At 61.2% G+C, this 19,117-nt stretch carries 18 protein-coding genes; 7 read left to right on the forward strand and 11 right to left on the reverse strand.

Translation table 11 applies throughout. The annotated features are described in order from the left end of the window. Positions 1-180: 180 nt before the first annotated feature. A complete protein-coding gene (gene fecA, locus TX23_RS06310) occupies positions 181-2,517 on the forward strand; it encodes a TonB-dependent Fe(3+) dicitrate receptor FecA (protein ID WP_057701474.1) in 2,337 nt (778 codons plus the stop codon). Between the two features lie 121 nt (positions 2,518-2,638). Here fecA and TX23_RS06315 read toward each other — a convergent pair whose 3' ends face one another. Then, complete coding sequence (locus tag TX23_RS06315; protein WP_057701475.1) at positions 2,639-3,511, reverse strand: LysR family transcriptional regulator; 873 nt, start codon at positions 3,509-3,511, stop codon at positions 2,639-2,641. Positions 3,512-3,617: 106 nt separating this feature from the next. On the opposite strand from TX23_RS06315, the gene TX23_RS06320 reads away from it, so the two are divergent. Beyond that, positions 3,618-5,129, forward strand: a complete 1,512-nt coding sequence (locus TX23_RS06320; protein ID WP_057701476.1) for an MFS transporter — start codon at positions 3,618-3,620, stop codon at positions 5,127-5,129. 55 nt (positions 5,130-5,184) lie between these two features. Here TX23_RS06320 and TX23_RS06325 read toward each other — a convergent pair whose 3' ends face one another. Beyond that, positions 5,185-5,595 carry an HPF/RaiA family ribosome-associated protein gene (locus TX23_RS06325; RefSeq protein ID WP_005785111.1) on the reverse strand — a complete coding sequence of 137 codons (411 nt, stop codon included), beginning with the start codon at positions 5,593-5,595 and terminating at the stop codon, positions 5,185-5,187. 213 nt (positions 5,596-5,808) lie between these two features. Beyond that, positions 5,809-6,756 carry a LysR substrate-binding domain-containing protein gene (locus tag TX23_RS06330; RefSeq protein ID WP_057701477.1) on the reverse strand — a complete coding sequence of 316 codons (948 nt, stop codon included), beginning with the start codon at positions 6,754-6,756 and terminating at the stop codon, positions 5,809-5,811. A gap of 137 nt (positions 6,757-6,893) precedes the next feature. Between TX23_RS06330 and TX23_RS06335 the strand changes: the two genes are divergently transcribed. The 3 genes from TX23_RS06335 to TX23_RS06345 all read left to right on the forward strand — a co-directional run bounded on the left by TX23_RS06335 (position 6,894) and on the right by TX23_RS06345 (position 10,206). Continuing rightward, a complete protein-coding gene (locus TX23_RS06335; RefSeq protein ID WP_057701478.1) occupies positions 6,894-8,270 on the forward strand; it encodes an L-serine ammonia-lyase in 1,377 nt (458 codons plus the stop codon). A 61-nt stretch (positions 8,271-8,331) separates the two neighbouring features. Beyond that, a complete protein-coding gene (locus TX23_RS06340) occupies positions 8,332-9,621 on the forward strand; it encodes a serine/threonine transporter (protein ID WP_057701479.1) in 1,290 nt (429 codons plus the stop codon). Positions 9,622-9,888: 267 nt separating this feature from the next. Next, entirely contained in the window at positions 9,889-10,206 is a 318-nt protein-coding gene (locus TX23_RS06345) for a DUF3509 domain-containing protein (protein WP_020301218.1), read from the forward strand. On the opposite strand, the gene TX23_RS06350 is transcribed toward TX23_RS06345, so the two are convergent. The 3 genes from TX23_RS06350 to TX23_RS26910 form a co-directional block, all read right to left on the reverse strand. Beyond that, entirely contained in the window at positions 10,203-10,691 is a 489-nt protein-coding gene (locus TX23_RS06350; protein WP_003188808.1) for a phosphate-starvation-inducible protein PsiE, read from the reverse strand. The two genes, TX23_RS06345 and TX23_RS06350, sit on opposite strands and share 4 nt — an antisense overlap. Before the next feature lie 120 nt (positions 10,692-10,811). Further along, positions 10,812-10,994, reverse strand: a complete 183-nt coding sequence (gene relB, locus TX23_RS28365) for a type II toxin-antitoxin system RelB family antitoxin (protein WP_057701480.1) — start codon at positions 10,992-10,994, stop codon at positions 10,812-10,814. Positions 10,995-11,172: 178 nt separating this feature from the next. Then, positions 11,173-11,418, reverse strand: a complete 246-nt coding sequence (locus tag TX23_RS26910; protein ID WP_082629579.1) for a DUF6124 family protein — start codon at positions 11,416-11,418, stop codon at positions 11,173-11,175. A gap of 424 nt (positions 11,419-11,842) precedes the next feature. On the opposite strand from TX23_RS26910, the gene TX23_RS06360 reads away from it, so the two are divergent. After that, positions 11,843-12,103 (forward strand): YebG family protein, encoded by a 261-nt coding sequence (locus tag TX23_RS06360; RefSeq protein WP_003188807.1) that lies wholly within the window; start codon positions 11,843-11,845, stop codon positions 12,101-12,103. A gap of 55 nt (positions 12,104-12,158) precedes the next feature. On the opposite strand, the gene TX23_RS06365 is transcribed toward TX23_RS06360, so the two are convergent. Beyond that, entirely contained in the window at positions 12,159-13,178 is a 1,020-nt protein-coding gene (locus TX23_RS06365) for a Glu/Leu/Phe/Val dehydrogenase family protein (protein WP_057701481.1), read from the reverse strand. Positions 13,179-13,364: 186 nt separating this feature from the next. On the opposite strand from TX23_RS06365, the gene TX23_RS06370 reads away from it, so the two are divergent. Beyond that, a complete protein-coding gene (locus TX23_RS06370; RefSeq protein ID WP_057701482.1) occupies positions 13,365-14,168 on the forward strand; it encodes a SirB1 family protein in 804 nt (267 codons plus the stop codon). 108 nt (positions 14,169-14,276) lie between these two features. Here TX23_RS06370 and TX23_RS06375 read toward each other — a convergent pair whose 3' ends face one another. From TX23_RS06375 to hmgA, 4 genes are all read right to left on the reverse strand, one after another. Continuing rightward, positions 14,277-15,641, reverse strand: a complete 1,365-nt coding sequence (locus tag TX23_RS06375; protein ID WP_057701483.1) for an MFS transporter — start codon at positions 15,639-15,641, stop codon at positions 14,277-14,279. 251 nt (positions 15,642-15,892) lie between these two features. Continuing rightward, the gene (gene maiA / locus TX23_RS06380) at positions 15,893-16,528 is read right to left on the reverse strand and encodes a maleylacetoacetate isomerase (RefSeq protein WP_057701484.1); all 636 of its coding nucleotides are present in this window, start codon (positions 16,526-16,528) and stop codon (positions 15,893-15,895) included. Between the two features lie 12 nt (positions 16,529-16,540). Further along, a complete protein-coding gene (fahA, locus tag TX23_RS06385) occupies positions 16,541-17,827 on the reverse strand; it encodes a fumarylacetoacetase (RefSeq protein WP_057701485.1) in 1,287 nt (428 codons plus the stop codon). Between the two features lie 3 nt (positions 17,828-17,830). Then, on the reverse strand, positions 17,831-19,114 hold the full coding sequence (gene hmgA / locus TX23_RS06390; RefSeq protein ID WP_057701486.1) for a homogentisate 1,2-dioxygenase: 1,284 nt from the start codon (positions 19,112-19,114) through the stop codon (positions 17,831-17,833). Positions 19,115-19,117 lie beyond the last annotated feature (3 nt).

Below are 19,117 nucleotides of genomic sequence, written 5' to 3' on the forward strand. Positions count from 1 at the left end.
CTTGCTCGCGAAAAACGCCAGCACACCGCGTTAAACCAGGCAACCGGCTTTATCGTTGATGATTTTCGCGAGCAAGCTCGCTCCTACCGTAACTATTTTTTATAAATGTGAGCCGTTTTCCGCACCTGGCGTGACAGAGAAGGAAAGCCACCTTGATCCTTCCTTCTCAGGACCGCCTTCATGCCCCAGCAACCGACGCTTCTTGCCCGCACCTTGCGCCAACTTCTACTGGGCGCCAGCCTCAGCCTGACCGCACTGCCGGCGGTGATGGCGGCCGACGCCAAGGCTTACCACATTGCGCCGACCACCCTGGAAGCGGCCTTGAACCAATTTGGTCGCCAGGCCGGTGTGTTGGTGTCGTTCGGCTCCGATGTGACGGCCGGTATGCAAAGCCGCGGTCTGTCGGGCAATTACAGCGCAGCCGAGGGCCTGAGCAAACTGCTGGAGGGCACCGGCCTGCAAGCCCGGGCCGAGGGCGACAACGCTTTCAGCCTGCAACCGGCTGATGCCCCCGCCACCCTCGAACTGCAAACCTCCAATGTGGTTGGCGACTGGCTCGGTGACGCGGCGCAAACCAACGTGTTTGAACACCCCGGCGCCCGTGATGTGATCCGCCGCGAAGAGTTCGAGCGCCAGGGTGCAACCCAGGCCCGCGACGTGCTCAACCGTATCCCCGGCGTCAACGCCCCGGAAAACAACGGCACCGGCAGCCATGACATGGCGCTCAACTTCGGCATTCGTGGGCTCAACCCACGCCTGGCATCGCGCTCTACGGTACTGATGGATGGCATCCCGGTGCCCTTCGCGCCCTATGGCCAGCCGCAGTTGTCCTTTGCACCGATCAGCATGGGCAACATGGACGCGGTAGACGTGGTACGCGGCGGCGGTGCGGTACGCTATGGCCCGCAAAACGTCGGCGGCATCGTCAACTTCGTGACCCGCGCCATTCCGGATGCGCCCACGGTCAAGGGCGGCTTGCAGACCGAAACCAGCCCGTCTTCCAGCCACGACGGCTTCAAGACCACCGGCAACCTGCTGGCCGGCGGCACGGCCGACAACGGCTTGGGCGGCGCGATTTTGTACTCCGGTACCCGTGGCGGTGACTGGCGCGAAAACAGCAACGCACGCATCGACGACCTGATCCTCAAGGGCAAGTACCAACTGGACGACGCCAACAGCTTTAACGCCATGGCGCAGTACTACGAAGGCCAGGCCGACATGCCCGGTGGTTTGAACGTCAAGGACTACAAGGCCGACCCGTATCAGTCCACTCGGCCCTACGACAAGTTCTGGGGCCGCCGCACGATGTTCAACGTCGGCTACCGCTACGAGCAGGACCGCCGCGAATTCACGGTCAACAGCTTCTTCACCAAGACCCTGCGCAGCGGTTACCTGGACCAGGGCAGTTTCCTGTCGCTGTCGCCACGCGAATACTGGGTACGCGGCCTGGAAACCCGTTTCGCCCAAGGCTTCGACCTTGGCCCCACCAGCCACGAAGTGGGCGTCGGCTACCGCTATATCAATGAAGCCGGTCACGAGTTGCGCTACCGCACGCCGATTGCCGCCAACCAGCAAATCCCCACTACCAACAGTCGCAACGACCGCGACACCCGTGGCGGCACCGAGGCCAACGCGTTCTTTATCGACGACCGCATTGATATCGGCAAGTGGACCATCACCCCGGGCGTACGCTACGAGATGATCAAGTCCCAGCAAACCAACAACCTGAGCAACGTCAAATACAAGGGCGACTACAACACCGCACTGCCGGCGCTGAACGTGCTCTATCACCTCACCGATGAGTGGAATCTCTACGCCAACACCGAAGGCTCGTTCGGCAGCGTGCAGTACAGCCAGATGCCCAACCGCGTGAACAGCGGCGAAGTGAAACCGGAAAAAGCCCGCACCTGGGAACTCGGCACGCGCTATGACAACGGTAACCTGCGTGCAGAAATCGGCGCGTTCCTGATCAACTTCGACAACCAGTACGACAGCAACCAGACCAACGACACGGTGATCGCCCGCGGTGAAACTCGTCACCAGGGCATCGAGTCGAGCGTCAACTATGCGCTCGACGGCCTGAGCCCGGCGCTGGCCGGTTTCGATGTGTACGCCACGTACGCCTATGTGGACGCGACCATCCGCGAGGACGGGCCGAACAAAGGCAACCGCGTGCCCTTCTCGTCCAAGCACAAAGGCACCCTGGGCGTCGGTTACACCGAAGGCCCGTGGAAGCTGAATGTGGACAGCAGCTACCAGAGCAGCCAGTTCGCCGACAACGCCAACACCCAGGCCGAAAGCGCCGACGGTGCCAACGGGCGCATCCCCGGCTACATGCTGTTCAGCAGCCGCGCGGCCTATGATTTCGGCCCGCAGTTGTCGGATTTGAATGTGGCGGTGGGGGTGAAAAACATCTTCAACAAGCAGTACTACACGCGCTCGTTCGACGACAACAACAAGGGCAAGTACGTAGGCGAGCCGCGCACGGTGTATGTGCAAACCTCTATCGCGTTCTGACCGCATTTTGTAGGAGCGAGCTTGCTCGCGAAAAACTCACAGGCGCCGCGTTCTTACAGCAAGCACGCGCTATCGTTGACGTTTTTCGCGAGCAAGCTCGCTCCTACAGATGATTTTCACTCTAGCTACCCGCCAGGCAACTCGGGGTGGCCGCCACCAGCGCATCGATGGCACACCGCGTCTTGGCCGGCATATGCACCGCCGTCGGCCAGACCACATGGATCGGCGCCGGCTGCTCGCGATAGCTGGGCAGCACCGCCTCCAACTGCCCGCGCAACGCATAGTGGGCAATCAACCAACTCGGCAACCAGGCCAGGCCCACGCCCGCGATGGCGGCATCGGCTACCGCCTGGAGGTCATCCACAATCAAGGGCGAAGCCAGGCGCGAGCGCTGTGCGGTGTTGCTGCGGTAGGCAATGCCACGATGAGCAGCCAGGTCTTCGATACGTTCAATGGCGCCCTTGCGCTGCAAATACGCCGGTGACGCTGCCAGCCCCATGACCTGCTGACCCAGGCGGCGGGCACTCAGGCGATCGGTATCCGGCAACGGGCCGATACGCACGGCCATGTCGAAGCCTTCCTGCGCCAGATCGATCATGCGGTCGCAGAAGCAAATCTCGATTTCCAGTTCAGGGTAACTCTCCATCAAGCCCCACAAGGCCGGTGCCGCATAGTGGTGCCCGAACGCCAGCGGCACACTGACCCTCAGCCGCCCTCGTGGCTGTTGCCGGCCACTTTCGAGCACCGATTCGGCCGCTTCCAGTTCGGCCAATGCGCGCAGGCAATGTTCGTAATACGCCTGCCCGTCTTCGGTCAACCGCTGCCGGCGCGTGGAACGCTGCAACAGGCACGTGCCCAGCCGCGCCTCCAGACGCGCCAAGCCTTTACCGACGGCCGAGCGTGTCAGGTTCAGGCGCTCGGCGGCGTCGGTCAGGTTGCCGCTCTCGACGATCTGCAAAAACAGTTCGACGCCATCAAAACGCGGGGTAGCCATGAGTCAATTGTCGCCCTTGATTCCCATATCAATGGAAAACTTATCACGGATAACGAATCCAGTTCCCGAGAGAATAGAGCCCTCCCCTATTTGAAAGGAACTCATCATGCCGTCCGCCGCTGCTGCATCGGCCCTCACCCCGCCGAGCACCGCCAGAAATGCCCTGGCACTCACGGCCGTTTGCCTGGTGGCCCTGATGTTCGGCCTGGAAATCTCCAGCGTGCCGGTCATCCTGCCCACACTGGAACAGGAATTGGGCACCGGTTTTCAAGACGCCCAATGGATCATGAACGCCTATACCCTGGCCTGCACCAGTGTCCTGATGGCGGCGGGCACCCTGGCGGATCGCTTCGGTAGGCGGCGCGTACTGGTGCTGTGTCTGTGGGTGTTCGCCCTGGCCTCGCTGGCCTGTGGCCTGGCCAACGATGCGCCGACACTGATCGTGGCGCGGTTCGTCCAGGGCATTGGCGCCGGGGCGATGATGATTTGCCAATTCGCCATCTTGTCCCACCAGTTCCGCGAACCGACAGCGCGGGCGCAAGCGTTCGCGATATGGGGCGTGATCGCCGGAGTGGGTCTGGGTTTCGGGCCGATGATCGGGGCATTGATCCTGGCCGTGGCGGACTGGCGCTGGGTATTCCTGGTGCATGTGCCGCTGACCCTGTTCACCTTGGTGCTGCTGCACGTCAGCGTGCAGGAATCCCGAGACCCGGCCAGCCATCGCCTCGACATTGCCGGCATGTTGACCATGACGCTCACAGTGTTTGCGCTGGTTTACTTCATCACCCAAGGCAGCGAGAGCGGCTTTGACACCCCAGCGATGCTTGGCTGGGCCGGCCTGTCGGGCTTCGGGCTGCTGCTGTTTATCTTGATCGAGCGACGCAGCGCCCATCCGATGTTCGACTTCTCGGTGTTCCGCATCCAACGGTTCAACGGCGCATTGATGGGCTCAATTGGCATGAACTTCAGCTTCTGGCCATTCATGATCTACTTGCCACTGTATTTCCAGGCGGGCCTGGGCTACGACACGCTGACCACCGGCGCCGCGCTGCTCGCGTACACCTTGCCCACTTTGCTGGTGCCGCCATTGGCCGAACGCCTGGCCCTGCGCTTTGGCGCCGAACGCATCATTCCCCTGGGCCTGGGAACGATGGGCGCAGGATTTTTGGGCATGGCCGCGGTTAATTTCGCCCAACAGCCCAGCACGGCGCTGGTGCTGCTCAGTTGTGTGATCGCCGGTATCGGCCTGGCGCTGACCAATTCGCCGACCACCAACACCACCACCGGCGCCGTCTCAACTGACCGTGCGGGCATGGCCTCGGGCATCGATTTCAGCGCGCGGCTGATTACCCTGGCGCTCAACATCGCATTGATGGGGTTGGTACTGTTGCTCGGAATCAGCCATCACCTGGCCAATGTATTGCCGGCCAGCACGGCGGCGGATTGGGCAACCCTCAGCCAGCATATTGCGGCGGGCAAGCTGAACGCGCCGGGGCTGACCAGCCAGGATGCACAGTCAGCGCTGCGTAGCGGCACCGGTTGGGCCATGCTGTTTGCAGGCCTGGGAGCTTGCGCACTGGCGGCGTTGAGCCGGTATTTTTTCCAGCGGGGGCGTTAAAACGAAAACGGGCCTGCATGTGCAGGCCCGTTTTCAGTGGCGAATGAAAAAACAGTCAGCTGTTGATAACCGCGTTTTCGTTTTCCAGGAATTCCTCTTCAAGCGCGTCTTCATTCACTTTGTTGATCGGCTGGTTTTTACCGGCAGCGCGAGGCTTGCCTTGCAGTTTGCCGAACAAGTGTTCCAACGCATGATCCAGCTTGGTGGCGGCGCCATCGATCGCTTGTTCCAGCGTATCGGCTTTATGGCACACGGAAACTGGCTGATGGCCCTTTGGCCGTGCTTCCAGGCGGCAACTTAAATCGTGGGGGCCGGGCTTGTCGCCGTTCTCGTCCCGCAGGTAGACCTCAACGCGGGTCAGGTCTTCTTCATAACGTTCGAGCGTGCTCTCAATGGTAGTACGTACCCACTCCTCCAGTCGGATGCTGCTTTCAATATGGTTATCGCTATTGACTTGGATTTGCATAGTTCTTCCCTTATTTCAGCTAGCTCGCCAGAGATCACAAACTGCAACACCGGGGTGGTGAAACCATGACCTCTTGATTACACAATTGAGCACCTGCTGAAACATTTCAACCCCTTTGCAAAGATAAATCCCACATTACAAATTAACCCTGACGACGAGCAAAAACGCTGGTAGGGTGGGGAGTTAGTTACAACTTCTTACGTCCTGTTTTCCTCACAATTGCCCCTCTCCCAATGGGTGCAAACCGCGAAAAATCCCTGCTTCCTCCACCAGCCAGTCATGCACCGCGCGCACGCCGGGGTGGTTCAATGCACCCGGCGCATACAGCAGCACGTAGCGTTTATGGTTGGGCACGGCCAGGCCGAACGGCACGATCAGGGTGCCGCGTTCCAGTTCATCATTGAGCAACGTGCGCCGCGCAATCGCCACGCCCATGCCGGCAATGGCCGCTTCGATGGTCAAGTGGTTGCGGTTGAAGGTGTGCCCGCGTCGTACGTCGGCGTCGTGGTAGCCAATGGCATTGAGGTAAAACTCCCACTCGGCATATTCATAACTCCCACGCCAAGCCGTGATGTCGTGCAGCAGCGGGAAATGCGCCAGGTCGGCCGGGCCATGCAAGGGCGGGCGGCCGCGCAACAGGCCGGGGGCGCACACCGGGAAGATCTGCTCGTCCAGCAGGGCTGTGGATAACAGGCCGGGGTAGCTGCCGTCGTTGAGGTCGATGGCCAGGTCGAAGTCACCCTCATGCAAGGCGATACTGCTGTCTTCGGCGACCATGCGCAGTTGGATGTCGGGAAAGCGCTGCTGCAAACGTGGCAGGCGCGGGGTCAGCCACTTGCCGAGAAACGAGGGGATCGAGCGCAGGCGCAGGGTGCCGCTGATCATGCCGGCGTCCAGGCGCTGTAACTCCGCATCAATGCTGCCATACGCCTCGCCGACCACCGTCGCCAGGCGCTGCCCCTCGGCGCTGAGCTCCACACCCCGGGCGCGTCGATGAAACAGCCGAAAGCCCAGGCGCTCCTCCAACTGGCGGATCTGCTGGCTCACCGCCCCCGGCGTGATGTGCAACTCTTCGGCGCAGCGAGTGAACGACAGATGCCGTGCAGCGCAAGAAAACACATGCAGCCACACGTAGGTCTGGCCGTGGAGGGGGCGGGTCATAGCGTTTAGTCCTGCTAAAGGGTGTCTTAGGATAATTCGTTGGTCAGTGCCGATCCAGAGGCTCAGTATCGCGCCAATTCCGCCTGCTCTACAAAACATGGCAGCGATTTCTACTCCATTGCTTGTAAGGCTTTAGCATGGCTATCAGTGTTTTCGATCTATTCAAGGTGGGCATCGGCCCTTCCAGCTCCCATACCGTTGGCCCGATGCGCGCTGCCGCGACGTTCGCCCAGGCCCTGAGCGATCAGCGTGTGCTCAGCCAAACCCGCCGCGTCGAAGTGCGTCTGTATGGCTCGTTGTCCGCCACCGGCGTCGGCCATGCCACCGACCGTGCCTGTGTCATGGGCTTGATGGGCGAATGGCCAGACCGCGTCGACCCCACCTCGATCAACGGGCGTATCCAGCAATTGCGCGAGTCCGGCCGGCTATTGCTGGCCGGCCAACAGGAGATTGCCTTCAACTGGCACACCGACCTGTTGCTGCTGGACGAAAGCCTGCCTTACCACCCCAACGCCATGTCCCTGCACGCCTATGGCGACAGCGGCCTGCTGAGCGAACAAACCTATTACTCGGTGGGCGGTGGTTTCATCATCGAAGCCGCCGAAGCCGCATCGGGCGTTGCGCCGTCCAGCGACGTGCAACTGCCCTACGACTTTTCCAGCGCCGTCGAACTGCTGTCGTTGTGCAACAAGCACGGCTTGCGGGTTTCCGAACTGATGATGGCCAACGAACGTGCGTGGCGCAGCGACGAAGAGATCCGCAGCGGCCTGCTGCACATCTGGTCGGTGATGCGCGAATGCGTGGAACAGGGCCTGCGCGATGAAGGCATCCTGCCCGGCGGCCTGGACGTACCGCGCAGGGCGGCGAAACTGCATCGCAGCCTGCTGGAAATCGGCAAACCCAATGTGATCACCTCGACCTTGTCGGCGATGGAATGGGTCAACCTGTTCGCCCTCGCCGTCAACGAAGAAAACGCCGCCGGCGGGCGCATGGTCACCGCGCCGACCAATGGCGCGGCCGGTATCATCCCCGCCGTGCTGCACTACTACATGAAATTCAACGCCGACGCGTCTGACGACGATGTGGTCAATTTCTTCCTGGCCGCCGCTGCCGTCGGCATCCTCTGCAAGAAAAACGCCTCGATCTCCGGCGCTGAAGTCGGCTGCCAGGGCGAAGTGGGTTCGGCCTGCGCCATGGCTGCAGCCGGGCTGGCCGATATTCTCGGCGCCACCCCCGAGCAACTGGAAAACGCCGCCGAAATCGGCCTGGAACATAACCTCGGCCTGACCTGCGACCCGGTCGGTGGCCTGGTGCAGGTGCCGTGCATCGAGCGCAATGCCATTGCGGCGGTCAAGGCGATCAACGCCACGCAGATGGCCCTGCGCGGCGACGGCAAACACTTCATCTCCCTCGACCGGGTCATCCGCACCATGCGCGATACCGGCGCCGATATGCATGACAAATACAAAGAAACTTCACGGGGCGGCCTGGCGGTCAGCTGGGTGGAGTGCTGATCGGAGCACTGCTACCCGCCCCAACGTGAGCCCGCGCAAAAATAATAACGAGGCAATACCGATGACTGATGTACGTACACCTGCTGCCGAAAACCCCGATGTCAGAGAAAACACAGTAACCACCGGCTGGACCAAACACGACACCACCTGGATGCTCGGCCTCTACGGCACCGCCATCGGCGCCGGCACCCTGTTCCTGCCGATCAATGCTGGCGTCGGCGGTTTCTGGCCGCTGATCGTGCTGGCGCTGCTGGCGTTCCCGATGACCTTCTTCGCCCACCGTGGGCTGACGCGCTTTGTGCTGTCGGGCAAATCCGGCGACATCACCGAAGTGGTCGAGGAACACTTTGGGGTCGGCGCGGGCAAGCTGATCACCCTGCTCTACTTCTTTGCCATCTTCCCGATCCTGCTGGTGTACAGCGTCGCGCTGACCAACACCCTGGGCAGTTTCATGGAACACCAACTGCACATGACCCCGCCGCCCCGGGCGATCTTGTCCCTGGTGCTGATTCTTGGCCTGATGGCTATCGTGCGGTGCGGCCAGGGCGTGATCGTCAAGGCCATGAGTGTGCTGGTGTACCCATTCGTGGCTGCGCTGCTGTTGCTGGCCGTCAGCCTGATCCCCAACTGGAACGGTGCGTTCTTCGCCTCCGCCAGCGAGGGCATGCCGCTGCCGCTGTTCTTCAAGACGTTGTGGCTGGCGATCCCGGTCATGGTGTTCTCGTTCAACCATTCGCCGATCATCTCCGCCTTTGCCGTGGACCAAAAGCGCGTCTACGGCGCCCAGGCCGAGCGCAAAAGCAGCGGCATCCTCGCCACCGCCCACGCCATGATGGTGCTGACCGTGATGTTCTTCTGCTTCAGTTGCGTACTGGCGCTGTCGCCCGCTGACCTGGCCGCCGCCAAGGCACAGAACATCTCGATCCTGTCGTACCTGGCCAACCACTTCCAGACGCCAGTGATCGCCTACGCTGCGCCGTTGATCGCGCTGGTGGCGATCACCAAATCCTTCCTGGGCCACTACATCGGCGCCAGCGAAGGCTTCCAGGGCCTGATCGTCAAATCCCTGCGTGGGCGCAACCGTTCGATGTCGTCCAAATGGCTGGAACGCTGCACCGCGTTGTTCATGGTGCTGACCTGCTGGGCCGTGGCCACCTTCAACCCAAGCATCCTGGGCATGATCGAAACCATGGGTGGGCCGATTATCGCGTGCCTGCTGTTCCTGATGCCGATGTACGCGATTCGCCGCGTACCGTCGCTGCGCCAGTATTCGGGGCAGGTATCGAATGTGTTTGTGGTGGTGATCGGGCTGATTGCGCTGTCTGCGATCGTTTTTTCCGTGATGCCCTGAAATAGCTCACCTGCCTGAGTAACAACACAGACCCAATGTGGGAGGGGGCTTGCCCCCGATAGCAGTCTTTCAGCCGAGTATTTATTGGCTGATACACCGCTATCGGGGGCAAGCCCCCTCCCACATTGCGAACCCAGAGCCTGTACGGCACGGCCCTTGCTGTAGAGCTTCTGAGGAAAACGGACTTTGGCCGACGGTCAGGCAATGCGAACTAATCCCGACACCGGCCGTCAATGACTGCATGTTCTTATCAGGCGGTAACGCACCATGGACAATCCTTTTCAGATCATCACCGACACGTTCAGCCCCCAATACCGCGTCAACCTGAGCATCCAGCGCCTGGACGGCAGCATCATGCTCACCCTCTCTAACGAGACTGGCGTGGTGGCCAAGCGCATGATCAGCGCCGAACAACGCAACGATCCCCAGCGCCTCAAGCGCCTGGTGCAAAGCATCCAGTTCGGCATTGCCATCGAGCAAGGCCATAGCGCTGTAGAAATCCTGGAGCTGATGACGGACGGCGACAGCCACAAACTCCTGCAGCGACCGCCCGCCCGCACCCTGCCCTTCAGCGTCGGGCTTTAAAGCTCGCCTTTCTCGGTCTCAAGGCTCGCTTCGCCCTTGCGACGCGGGCTTTCGACCTTCACCGAAGGGAAGGCCGACGAGGCATAGCGCACCACAAGGATCGCGAACGCCAACAGCAAAATGCCGCCGCACAGGTAGATGATGCCCACGTCCGGCGGGTTGTGGTGGGACACGTTGGAGATCAGCAAACGCGTGAGTGCAGTGATCGCCACGTAGATCAGGAAGCGCACCGGCATGTGGTTGGTCTTGAAGTAAATCCCGACCATGGCGCCCAATTCCAGGTAGATGAACAGCAGCAAGATGTCATCGATCTTGATGTGCCCATTTTCCAGCATCCCCAGGAACTCCATCACCGCTGCCCAGGCGGTCACCGCACCAATGGCGAACAGCGCCAGGTAATGGAACGACTCGACAAACAGATTGCCCAGGGACTCGGCCAGCCCGTGCACTTGCTGGCGCAGCCTTTCGGCCCAGTTGATTTTCACGATGAGGCTTCCTTAGGTCGATTCGACCGGATAATGCGGGTTGGACGTGACGGTTGTTCTGTATGCAGAAAAAAGGCCATAGGCAGGGTATTGAGATGGTGGCGGGCTGATATTAGGCACTTAATCGGCCGGATGGAGTGAAAGCTTCGACTCGATGACCGCTTTCATCTCCCTCATGACTTCGTCATGAGGGATGCCTGGGCTTGGATCATCCAAGGCCTCTTGCACTCGGGCTCTGAACCATTCTTCGTAGGACGAATGGTCCTCAATGCGTTGAGAAACTTCAGAACACTTATTTTTCATATGAACGCCTCCTGTGTGGCGAGGGAGCTTGCTCCCGCTGAGGTGCGAAGCGCCCCCAAGAGCGTGTCACTGTGATTCCTGAAAGCACACCCTTGCCTGAATTGGGGCTGCTGCGCAGCCCAGCGCGAGCAAGCTCGCTCGCCACATCCAACTCACTCGGCAAAGGCGTGGTGGGGACTCAAACGGGTGCTACTTGTTCCAGCGCTCGGTCAACTAACAAGCCACCCAGTTCTACCACTTGGTGAATAGCCAACGCCAAGCTTCGCTGAGGACCTTCAAGTTCAAAGGCCAGCGTACTAGCCATTTCCCGAGCGCTGCTGAGGGTTTCGCTGGCATTGACCAGTAAGGTTTCTACATCTGCTTCAGGCGTGACACTGAATAGCGTCGAATCGTTAGATGGGGGATTGGGGGTAATTTTTTTCATGAGACAGCACCTTTCGTAGGGAAACCAAGCACCGCCTGCCGCCAAGCAGGTTGGGTGACGGATTGCACAAGGTTGGCGGACCGGTACGAAAGAACCGGCACCCCTAAGGGTCCGTGCGCAACCCGCCATTACACAGAAACTCAAACGCCATTAGCGTCTGCATCTGTTTAAAGCGTTATTGCGCCTTTCGTACCGGGCCGCCAAGCCCGCTCGCTGCAAATGCAGCGCACAAGGAAGGTAAGCCACCGGACAATTCCAGCGCAACCCCGGCAAGTTGTCAGAAATTTCCGGTGTAGCAAACCCCCATTTCCCAACTACATTAAAAACCTACTACCCAAACCCCTGCGTTTGGCTTATCCTTTTCGCTGTATATAAATACAGTAGTCGCAAAAGACAACTATCGTGAAGGCATGTGAGGTGGTGAATGGCCGTCGAAGTGGTATACCGCAGCAGCCGAGATCTGGAGCGTTTGTTCATGGATAAAGCCGAAGCTGACCGTCATGACAAGATGCTTGAACTCGCTGAGTTGCTGGCAGAGGTGTTGCAAAAAGCCGTGCCGTCGTTGAGCGAGCAGCAGGTGGAGGAAGCCGGGATTTACATGGCGAAGAACCGTGATGTATTTGCCAAGGCGTTCAAGAGCCAACCGGACGCGCTGTCCGAGTTGCTGAACCCGGCAGCAGAGTAAAGCCCGAATTGAACAGGCCCTGAATCATGGATTCAGGGCCTTTTTAATGCCTGGCCTATTTGTACAGCAGGCGTTCGGCCAGTTCATCGGCCACCCGTGCGGGGGAGCGTTTTTCGGCTTGGGCGTGGGCGAAGATTTCGGTCAGGCGGCTGCCGATGTTCGACAGGTGCGCGGTGATGCCAGGCAGGTCGGTGCCGGTGTGTTTGAGGGCGACGTAGATCAGGCCGCCGGAGTTGATTACGTAGTCCGGGGCATAGAGGATGCCGCGGCCTTCCAGCTGGTCGGCGATGTCCAGGTTGGTCAGTTGTGCGCTGGCGGCACCTGCGACGGCGGCGCACCGCAGCTGGCCGACGCTGTTGCGGTTGAATACGGCGCCGACGCCGCACGGTGCGAGGATGTCGCAGGGGGTGCTGAGCAAGGCGTCGTTGGCAATCGGGTGGGCGCCCAGTTGTTCCATGGCCAGCTGCACCTTGCCGTGGTCGATATCGCTGACCAGCAGTTCTGCACCCGCGGCGTGCAGTTGCTCGGCCAGGGCATAACCGACATTGCCCAAGCCCTGCACCGCTACGCGCAGGCCCTCAAGGTTGTCGCTGCCCAGGCGCGCCATGGCGGTGGTGCGGATGCCGGTAAACACACCCATGGCGGCATGGGGCGCAGGGTCGCCGGCGGCGCTGGTGCTGGTGACGAAGCGGGTGTGTTGGGCGATGCAGTCCATGTCGGCGACCGAGGTGCCGCTGTCAATCGAGGTAATGAAACGGCCGTCGAGTTTTTCGATACAGCGGCCAAACGCTTCGAACAGCGCGGCGCGACTCTCCACATGCACCGGACGGATGATGACCGCCGTACCGCCGCCCACCGCCAGCCCGGCCAATGCAGCCTTGTAGCTCATGCCTTGGGCCAGCCGCGCGGCATCGGCCACGGCACTGTGATCGTCGGGGTAAGCCAGGTAGCGACACCCACCCAGGGCAGGCCCCAGGCGACTGTTGTGGATGGCAATGATCGCTTTCAGCCCGGTCACCGGGTCGACGCTCAGGTGCAGCGATTCAAGGCGGGTGCTGTGCATGAGCGCAAACATCAATGAGCTCCCGAATCACTTTTGGTAGTGGGCAAAGTATAGGCTTGCGGGAGAAAACTGCTGGATTGCACTGGAATAAGCCACGCTGTTTCGTAAGATCCAGGACATAAGCGCGTCGGTTCTTTCTCAAGGTACTGGACGAAAATTCCTGGCAAGGCTAAAACGAGGCATCCGCCGGAGAACGCGATGAATCCCCGCACAGCCTTTTTCGCCTGCCTGGACCGTTCACCCCCTGCGCTGTTTGAAGCCGCGCTGTGGCTGGCTGCCGAACACGATGCCAGCGTACAGCCGTTGCTGATCCTGCAGGAACTGCGTGTGCTGCAACAGCAGGTGAGCCTGGGCATGCCCCTGCTACCAGCCGATGAGCTCGGCCAGCCGCTGTTGCGACGCCTGAATGACCTGGGGTTTGCCCAGGATGATCACACCCCCCTGCGCCCCGCCGCCGCGCTGCTGGACAAAGTGCTGCTGCGCAAACGCGGGCAACCCTTGGCTATGGGCCTGATCGCACTGGAAATGGCACGGCGCCTGGAGATCCCCATGGTCGGCGTGAATTTCCCCGGGCACTTCCTGCTGCGCGTGCCCGGTGCCGACCACCTGCTGGACCCGTGCGGCGGTCGACGCCTGTACCCCAATGACTGTCGCGAACTGCTGCACCGCCAATACGGGCCGAAACTCAACCTGCACGCCGACCACCTGCATACCGCCGAGCCAAGGGCGATCCTGCAACGGCTGTCGCGCAACCTGCGCCAACTGCACCTGGCCAACGACGAGCCCCTGGCGGCCCTGGTGGACGCCGAGCGTGTGCTGGAACTGGGCAACGCCAACGCCGCCGACTACCTTGCGCGCGCCAGCCTGTACCAGCGCCTGGATTGCCCGAGCGCCGAGCGCTTTGATCTGGAGCACGCGTTGATGCTCAGTGATGACCCGATCCAACGCCTGCGCCTGACCGAGCGGCTGGGGCACCTGCGGCCCAATTCAGTGGTGCATTGACCCAACTCCCAACTGTAGGAGCGAGCTTGCTCGCGAAAAACGCAAGAGCATCGCGTTACCCCAGGATGCCCGCGTTATCGTTAACGTTTTTCGCGAGCAAGCTCGCTCCTACAGTGAGGGTTTGAGAATGTCGCTGTGCAGCGGCCCTTGGGGCGTAGTGGGTCCCGGCGAGCGCACCTGAATAATCAACAACGCCGCAATCACCGCCGGAATCGCGCAGAAGAAGAAAATCTGCTCCACCGGTATATGCATCGCCAGCAACATACTCCCGAACAGCGGCCCCAGGATTGATCCGAAACGCCCTACCCCCAACGCCCAGCCCGTGCCGGTGGCACGCACCTGCGCCGGGTAGAAATTGCTGGCAAAGGCATTGAGGGTCAGTTGCCCGCCGATGATGCAGAACCCCGCGGCAAACACGCAAGCCACCAGGTAACGTGGATTGTCGTGGTTCAAGCCCAGCAGGATGGTGCACAGCGCGGCCGCCGCCAGCACCCCGGACAACAGACGCACTTTGCTTTTGAGACGGTCGGCAAACCAGGCCATGAGGATGGCGCCCAAAGTGCCGGCAAACAGAAACATGGAGGTGACCAGGTTGGCTTCGTTCAGCGCCAGGCCGCTTTCGAGCAACAGCGATGGCAACCAGCTGATCATGAAATACAACAAAATCAGGCTGACAAAAAAGGTCGCCCAGATCAGCAGCGTCGGGCGCGCGTAGCCGTTGCGAAACAGCTCCACCACCGTCAGTTTGCTGCCTTGCTCCTTCAAATTTTCCGCTTGGGTCGCGGGCGGCGGTTGCCAGTCGGGCAGCATCCGCGCCGTGACTTTGCGCAATCGCAGGTACGGCGGCGCATCGCGCAACAGACGCGGCAAGGATTCAGGCAACAGCCACACCAGGAACGGGAACAGCAGCAACGGCGTCACACCACCGGCCAGGAACACCGCCTGCCAACCAAACCCATCGATAAACCCGGCCGCTACAAAGCCGCCTGCCGCCCCGCCGAACGAAAAGCCGCAGGCCGCCAGGGTCACCATCAAGGTGCGCATGCGCGGCGGCGAGTATTCGGACATTAACGCCATGGCACTGGGCATTGCGCCGCCCATGCCGATGCCGCAGATAAACCGCGCCGCCATCAATGTGGTGAGGGAATTGGCGAACACCATCAGGACGGTGAGGCTGGCGTAGATCAGCACACAGGCCAACAGGATGCGCCGCACGCCGAACCGATCCGCCAGCGGTGTCACCAGCAGCGAGCCGAGGGTCAGGCCGAGCAGGTTGGCGCTGAACACGGGGCCGAACGCAGCCTTTTCCAGGCCCCAATCCTGAGCCAGTGCGGGCACCACATAGCCCAGCACCTGGGCGTCATAGCCATCGGTGACCAGCAGCAGTGCCAGCAACAGGAGAATCAACCACTGGTAGCGCGACACCGGGCGGGCGTCGAGCGCCGCACGAAAGCTGGCAATCTGATTGTGCATCGCAAGGTACCTTTATTTTTTATTAGGTTGGCGCGATCAAATGTGGGAGGGGTTTACCCCAATGCCAGTCAGTTAAGCGCGAATCCCCTGTGGGAGCGGGCTTGCCCGCGAAGGCGGTGTGTCAGTCACCGCATCTGCCACTGCACTAACGCTTTCGCAGGCAAGCCAGCTCCCACATTTGATCTTCATGGTTGTGAGCATTGCGCTCGCTTAACTGAACTGCATTGGGGCTTCCCCCTCCCACAGGGGTCCTAGGGGGTGTCAGGTTGATTGGCGGGGTGGGCCTGCACGAAGGCTGGATGTTGGGCCGCCAATGCCGCCACCCGCCCAATGCGTGGGTATGCCGCCAACGGTACTTTGAAACGCTCGGCCGCATACAGCTGGGGAATCAGAAACGCATCCGCCATGCCCGGCTGCTCGCCAAAACAGAACCCCTTATCGCCAATCAACTGCTCCACCGCGCCCAACCCCTGGCTGACCCAATGGGCGATCCATTCAAGCAATTGCGCTTCATCGTGCCCCCACTGACGCAACAGGTTCTGCGTGCTGGAGTTATGCAGCGGGTGAATATCGCAGGCAATGATCGACGCGACCGCCCTTTCATGGGCACGGGCTGCCGGATCGCTGGAGAGCAGCGGCACCTGTGGATAACGCTCCTCCAGATACTCGATGATCGCCTGCGACTGGATCAACGTCTGCCCTTGATCCGTACACAACGCCGGCACGCGCCCCTGGGGATTGATCGCCAGGTACTCGGGCTGGTGATTGGCGCCGCCTGCAGGCACCAGCAGGTTGACCGGCAGCGCAGTGAAATCCAGACCCTTGAGCGCCAGGGCAATACGTACCCGATACGACGCGGTGGAACGGTAGTAGGTATAAAGCTTCATAGCCCTGCCCTCTTAACGCGCCGCGACCACGGTACCGCGGCATTCGCCGAAGCCGATGCTGGCAAACCCTTCGCGGCGGCAACGGCCACGCAGGATGATTTCGTCGCCGTCTTCAAGGAATTTACGTACCTCGCCGGAGGTCAATTCAATCGGCTTCTTGCCGCCCTCGGTAATCTCCAACAGGCTGCCGAATTGCCCCGGCTGCGGCCCGGACAAGGTGCCTGAACCAAACAGGTCGCCGGCCTGCAACTGGCAGCCGTTAACGCTGTGGTGCGCAACCATTTGCGCCACGGTCCAGTACATATGCTCGGTATTGCTCAAGGTCAGGCGATGGGCAGGCAGGTTTTGCTCGCGCATTGAGGCCGTGGTGAGCAGCACTTCCAGTTCGATATCAAAGGCACCCGCGGTCTGATCACGCTTATCCAAAAGGTACGGCAGCGGCTGCGGATCGCCCTCGGGACGCGCCGGTTGCGCTTTGCGAAAGGGCTCCAGCGCTTCGGCGGTCACCACCCACGGCGAAATACTGGTGATAAAGCTTTTCGACAGGAACGGGCCCAGGGGCTGGTATTCCCAGGCCTGGATATCCCGCGCCGACCAGTCGTTGAGCAGGCAGAAACCGGCGATATGCTCGGCGGCATCGCCGATGGCAATCGCGTCGCCCATGGCATTGCCCTGGCCGATCCATATGCCCAGCTCCAACTCATAGTCCAGGCGCGCGCAAGGGCCGAAGGTCGGCTCGGTCTGGCCGGCCGGTAATGTCTGGCCTTTGGGGCGTCGGACATCCGTGCCCGATGGGCGAATGGTCGATGCACGGCCGTGGTAACCAATCGGCACGTACTTGTAGTTGGGCAACAAGGGGTTATCCGGGCGGAACAGTTTGCCGACGTTCTGCGCGTGCTCGATGCCGACGTAAAAGTCGGTGTAGTCATTGATCTTCGCCGGCAAGTGCATCCGGCAATCGGCGGCGCGGTGCAGCACCTGCGCTTGGCGCTGTTGCAGTGGGCTGCCTTCGGCCAGCAGCGCCAGCAGGCGTTCGCGCAACGCCACGCGTGGCCCACGGCCCAGTTCGAAAAAGGCGTTCAATTGGCCACCCGCTGTCGCTTCAACCGCACGCCGGGCGTCACCGTCAAATTCATCCAGTGCAGCGTGCAGGTCGAGGATCATGTCGCCAATCGCCACGCCACAGCGCGGAGCCGAGCCGTTGATACTGAACACGCCCAGCGGCAGGTTTTGCAGGGGGAAATCCGCGTGACCGTTGGCCGAGGCCACCCAGCTGCGGGTCTGCGTTGGTTGCGTCATGGCTTATCTCCGATTCGGGTTGAAGGTGGCGGGCAGCGAGGCCCAGCACGCGTCGTAAGCAGGTTGCAGTTGTGGGCATTGCAGGGCGAACTGGGTCGGGCGCAGCACTTGGCTGGTCTCGAACATGAAGGCCATGGTGTTATCGATCTTGTGCGGCGCCAGGTCCACGTTGATGGCCTTGGTGCAGGTCTCTCCATCCGGGCCGTGGGCGCTCATGCAGCTGTGCAGCGACGCGCCGCCGGGTACGAAGCCTTCGGCCTTGGCATCGTAGGCACCCTGGATCAGGCCCATGTATTCGTTCATCAGGTTGCGATGGAACCACGGCGGCCGGAAGGTGTTTTCGGCCACCATCCAGCGCGGCGGGAAGATCACGAAGTCGAGGTTGGCCAGGCCATGCACGCTGGTGGGCGAGGTCAGCACGGTGAAGATCGACGGGTCCGGATGATCGAAACTCACCGTACCAATGGTGTTGAAGCGACGCAGGTCGTATTTGTACGGCACGTTGTTGCCGTGCCAGGCGACCACATTGAGCGGTGAGTGGTCCAGCTCGCAGGCCCACAGTTCACCGAGGAATTTCTGTACCAGCGTGGTCGGTTGCTTGAGGTCTTCGTAACGGGCGACCGGCGTGAGGAAGTCACGCGGGTTGGCCAGGCCGTTGCTGCCGATGGGCCCCAGGTCGGGCAGGCGCAACGGGGCGCCGTGGTTCTCGGCGACGTAACCGCGTGCTTGTGCCTCCAGCAGTTCGATACGGAACTTGAGGCCACGGGGCAGCACGACGATTTCCAGCGGCTCGACATCCAGCACGCCCAGTTCGGTGGCGATGCGCAAGCGGCCCTGCTCCGGCACGATCAGCAACTCGCCGTCGGCGTTGAAGAACACGCGCTCCATGGAACGATTGGCGCGGTAGTTATAAATGCTGATGCCCGAAGGTTTTTCCGACCCCGAGTTGGCAACCATGCCGACCAGTCCATCGATAAAGTCCGTAGGTTCACTCGGAATATCCAGCGGGTTCCAGCGCAGGCGATTGGGCGTCACCGCTCCCAGCGGGCCACCGGCCAATTGCCGTGCAAGTTTGATGAACGCCGGGTGATTGGCCGACGGCTGGATGCGGTACAGCCAGGTGCGCCGGGCTTCGCTGCGCGCCATGGTGAAGGCAGTGCCGGAAAACAGTTCGGTGTAGAGCCCGTAGGGGGCCTTTTGCGGCGAGTTCTGGCCGACCGGCAGCGCGCCAGGCAAGGCTTCGCTGGCGAACTCGTTGCCGAAACCCGACAGGTATTCGAGGTCCATGGA

This window comes from Pseudomonas paralactis (genome assembly GCF_001439735.1).
Lineage (GTDB): Bacteria > Pseudomonadota > Gammaproteobacteria > Pseudomonadales > Pseudomonadaceae > Aquipseudomonas > Aquipseudomonas paralactis.

Bases quoted from the DNA above. Each gene is read 5' to 3' on its own strand.
- fecA (WP_057701474.1), top strand. From the start codon at position 181: ATGCCCCAGCAACCGACGCTTCTTGCCCGCACCTTGCGCCAACTTCTA.
- TX23_RS06315 (WP_057701475.1), bottom strand. From the start codon at position 3,511: ATGGCTACCCCGCGTTTTGATGGCGTCGAACTGTTTTTGCAGATCGTC.
- TX23_RS06320 (WP_057701476.1), top strand. From the start codon at position 3,618: ATGCCGTCCGCCGCTGCTGCATCGGCCCTCACCCCGCCGAGCACCGCC.
- TX23_RS06325 (WP_005785111.1), bottom strand. From the start codon at position 5,595: ATGCAAATCCAAGTCAATAGCGATAACCATATTGAAAGCAGCATCCGA.
- TX23_RS06330 (WP_057701477.1), bottom strand. From the start codon at position 6,756: ATGACCCGCCCCCTCCACGGCCAGACCTACGTGTGGCTGCATGTGTTT.
- TX23_RS06335 (WP_057701478.1), top strand. From the start codon at position 6,894: ATGGCTATCAGTGTTTTCGATCTATTCAAGGTGGGCATCGGCCCTTCC.
- TX23_RS06340 (WP_057701479.1), top strand. From the start codon at position 8,332: ATGACTGATGTACGTACACCTGCTGCCGAAAACCCCGATGTCAGAGAA.
- TX23_RS06345 (WP_020301218.1), top strand. From the start codon at position 9,889: ATGGACAATCCTTTTCAGATCATCACCGACACGTTCAGCCCCCAATAC.
- relB (WP_057701480.1), bottom strand. From the start codon at position 10,994: ATGAAAAATAAGTGTTCTGAAGTTTCTCAACGCATTGAGGACCATTCG.
- TX23_RS26910 (WP_082629579.1), bottom strand. From the start codon at position 11,418: ATGAAAAAAATTACCCCCAATCCCCCATCTAACGATTCGACGCTATTC.
- TX23_RS06360 (WP_003188807.1), top strand. From the start codon at position 11,843: ATGGCCGTCGAAGTGGTATACCGCAGCAGCCGAGATCTGGAGCGTTTG.
- TX23_RS06365 (WP_057701481.1), bottom strand. From the start codon at position 13,178: ATGTTTGCGCTCATGCACAGCACCCGCCTTGAATCGCTGCACCTGAGC.
- TX23_RS06370 (WP_057701482.1), top strand. From the start codon at position 13,365: ATGAATCCCCGCACAGCCTTTTTCGCCTGCCTGGACCGTTCACCCCCT.
- TX23_RS06375 (WP_057701483.1), bottom strand. From the start codon at position 15,641: ATGCACAATCAGATTGCCAGCTTTCGTGCGGCGCTCGACGCCCGCCCG.
- maiA (WP_057701484.1), bottom strand. From the start codon at position 16,528: ATGAAGCTTTATACCTACTACCGTTCCACCGCGTCGTATCGGGTACGT.
- fahA (WP_057701485.1), bottom strand. From the start codon at position 17,827: ATGACGCAACCAACGCAGACCCGCAGCTGGGTGGCCTCGGCCAACGGT.
- hmgA (WP_057701486.1), bottom strand. From the start codon at position 19,114: ATGGACCTCGAATACCTGTCGGGTTTCGGCAACGAGTTCGCCAGCGAA.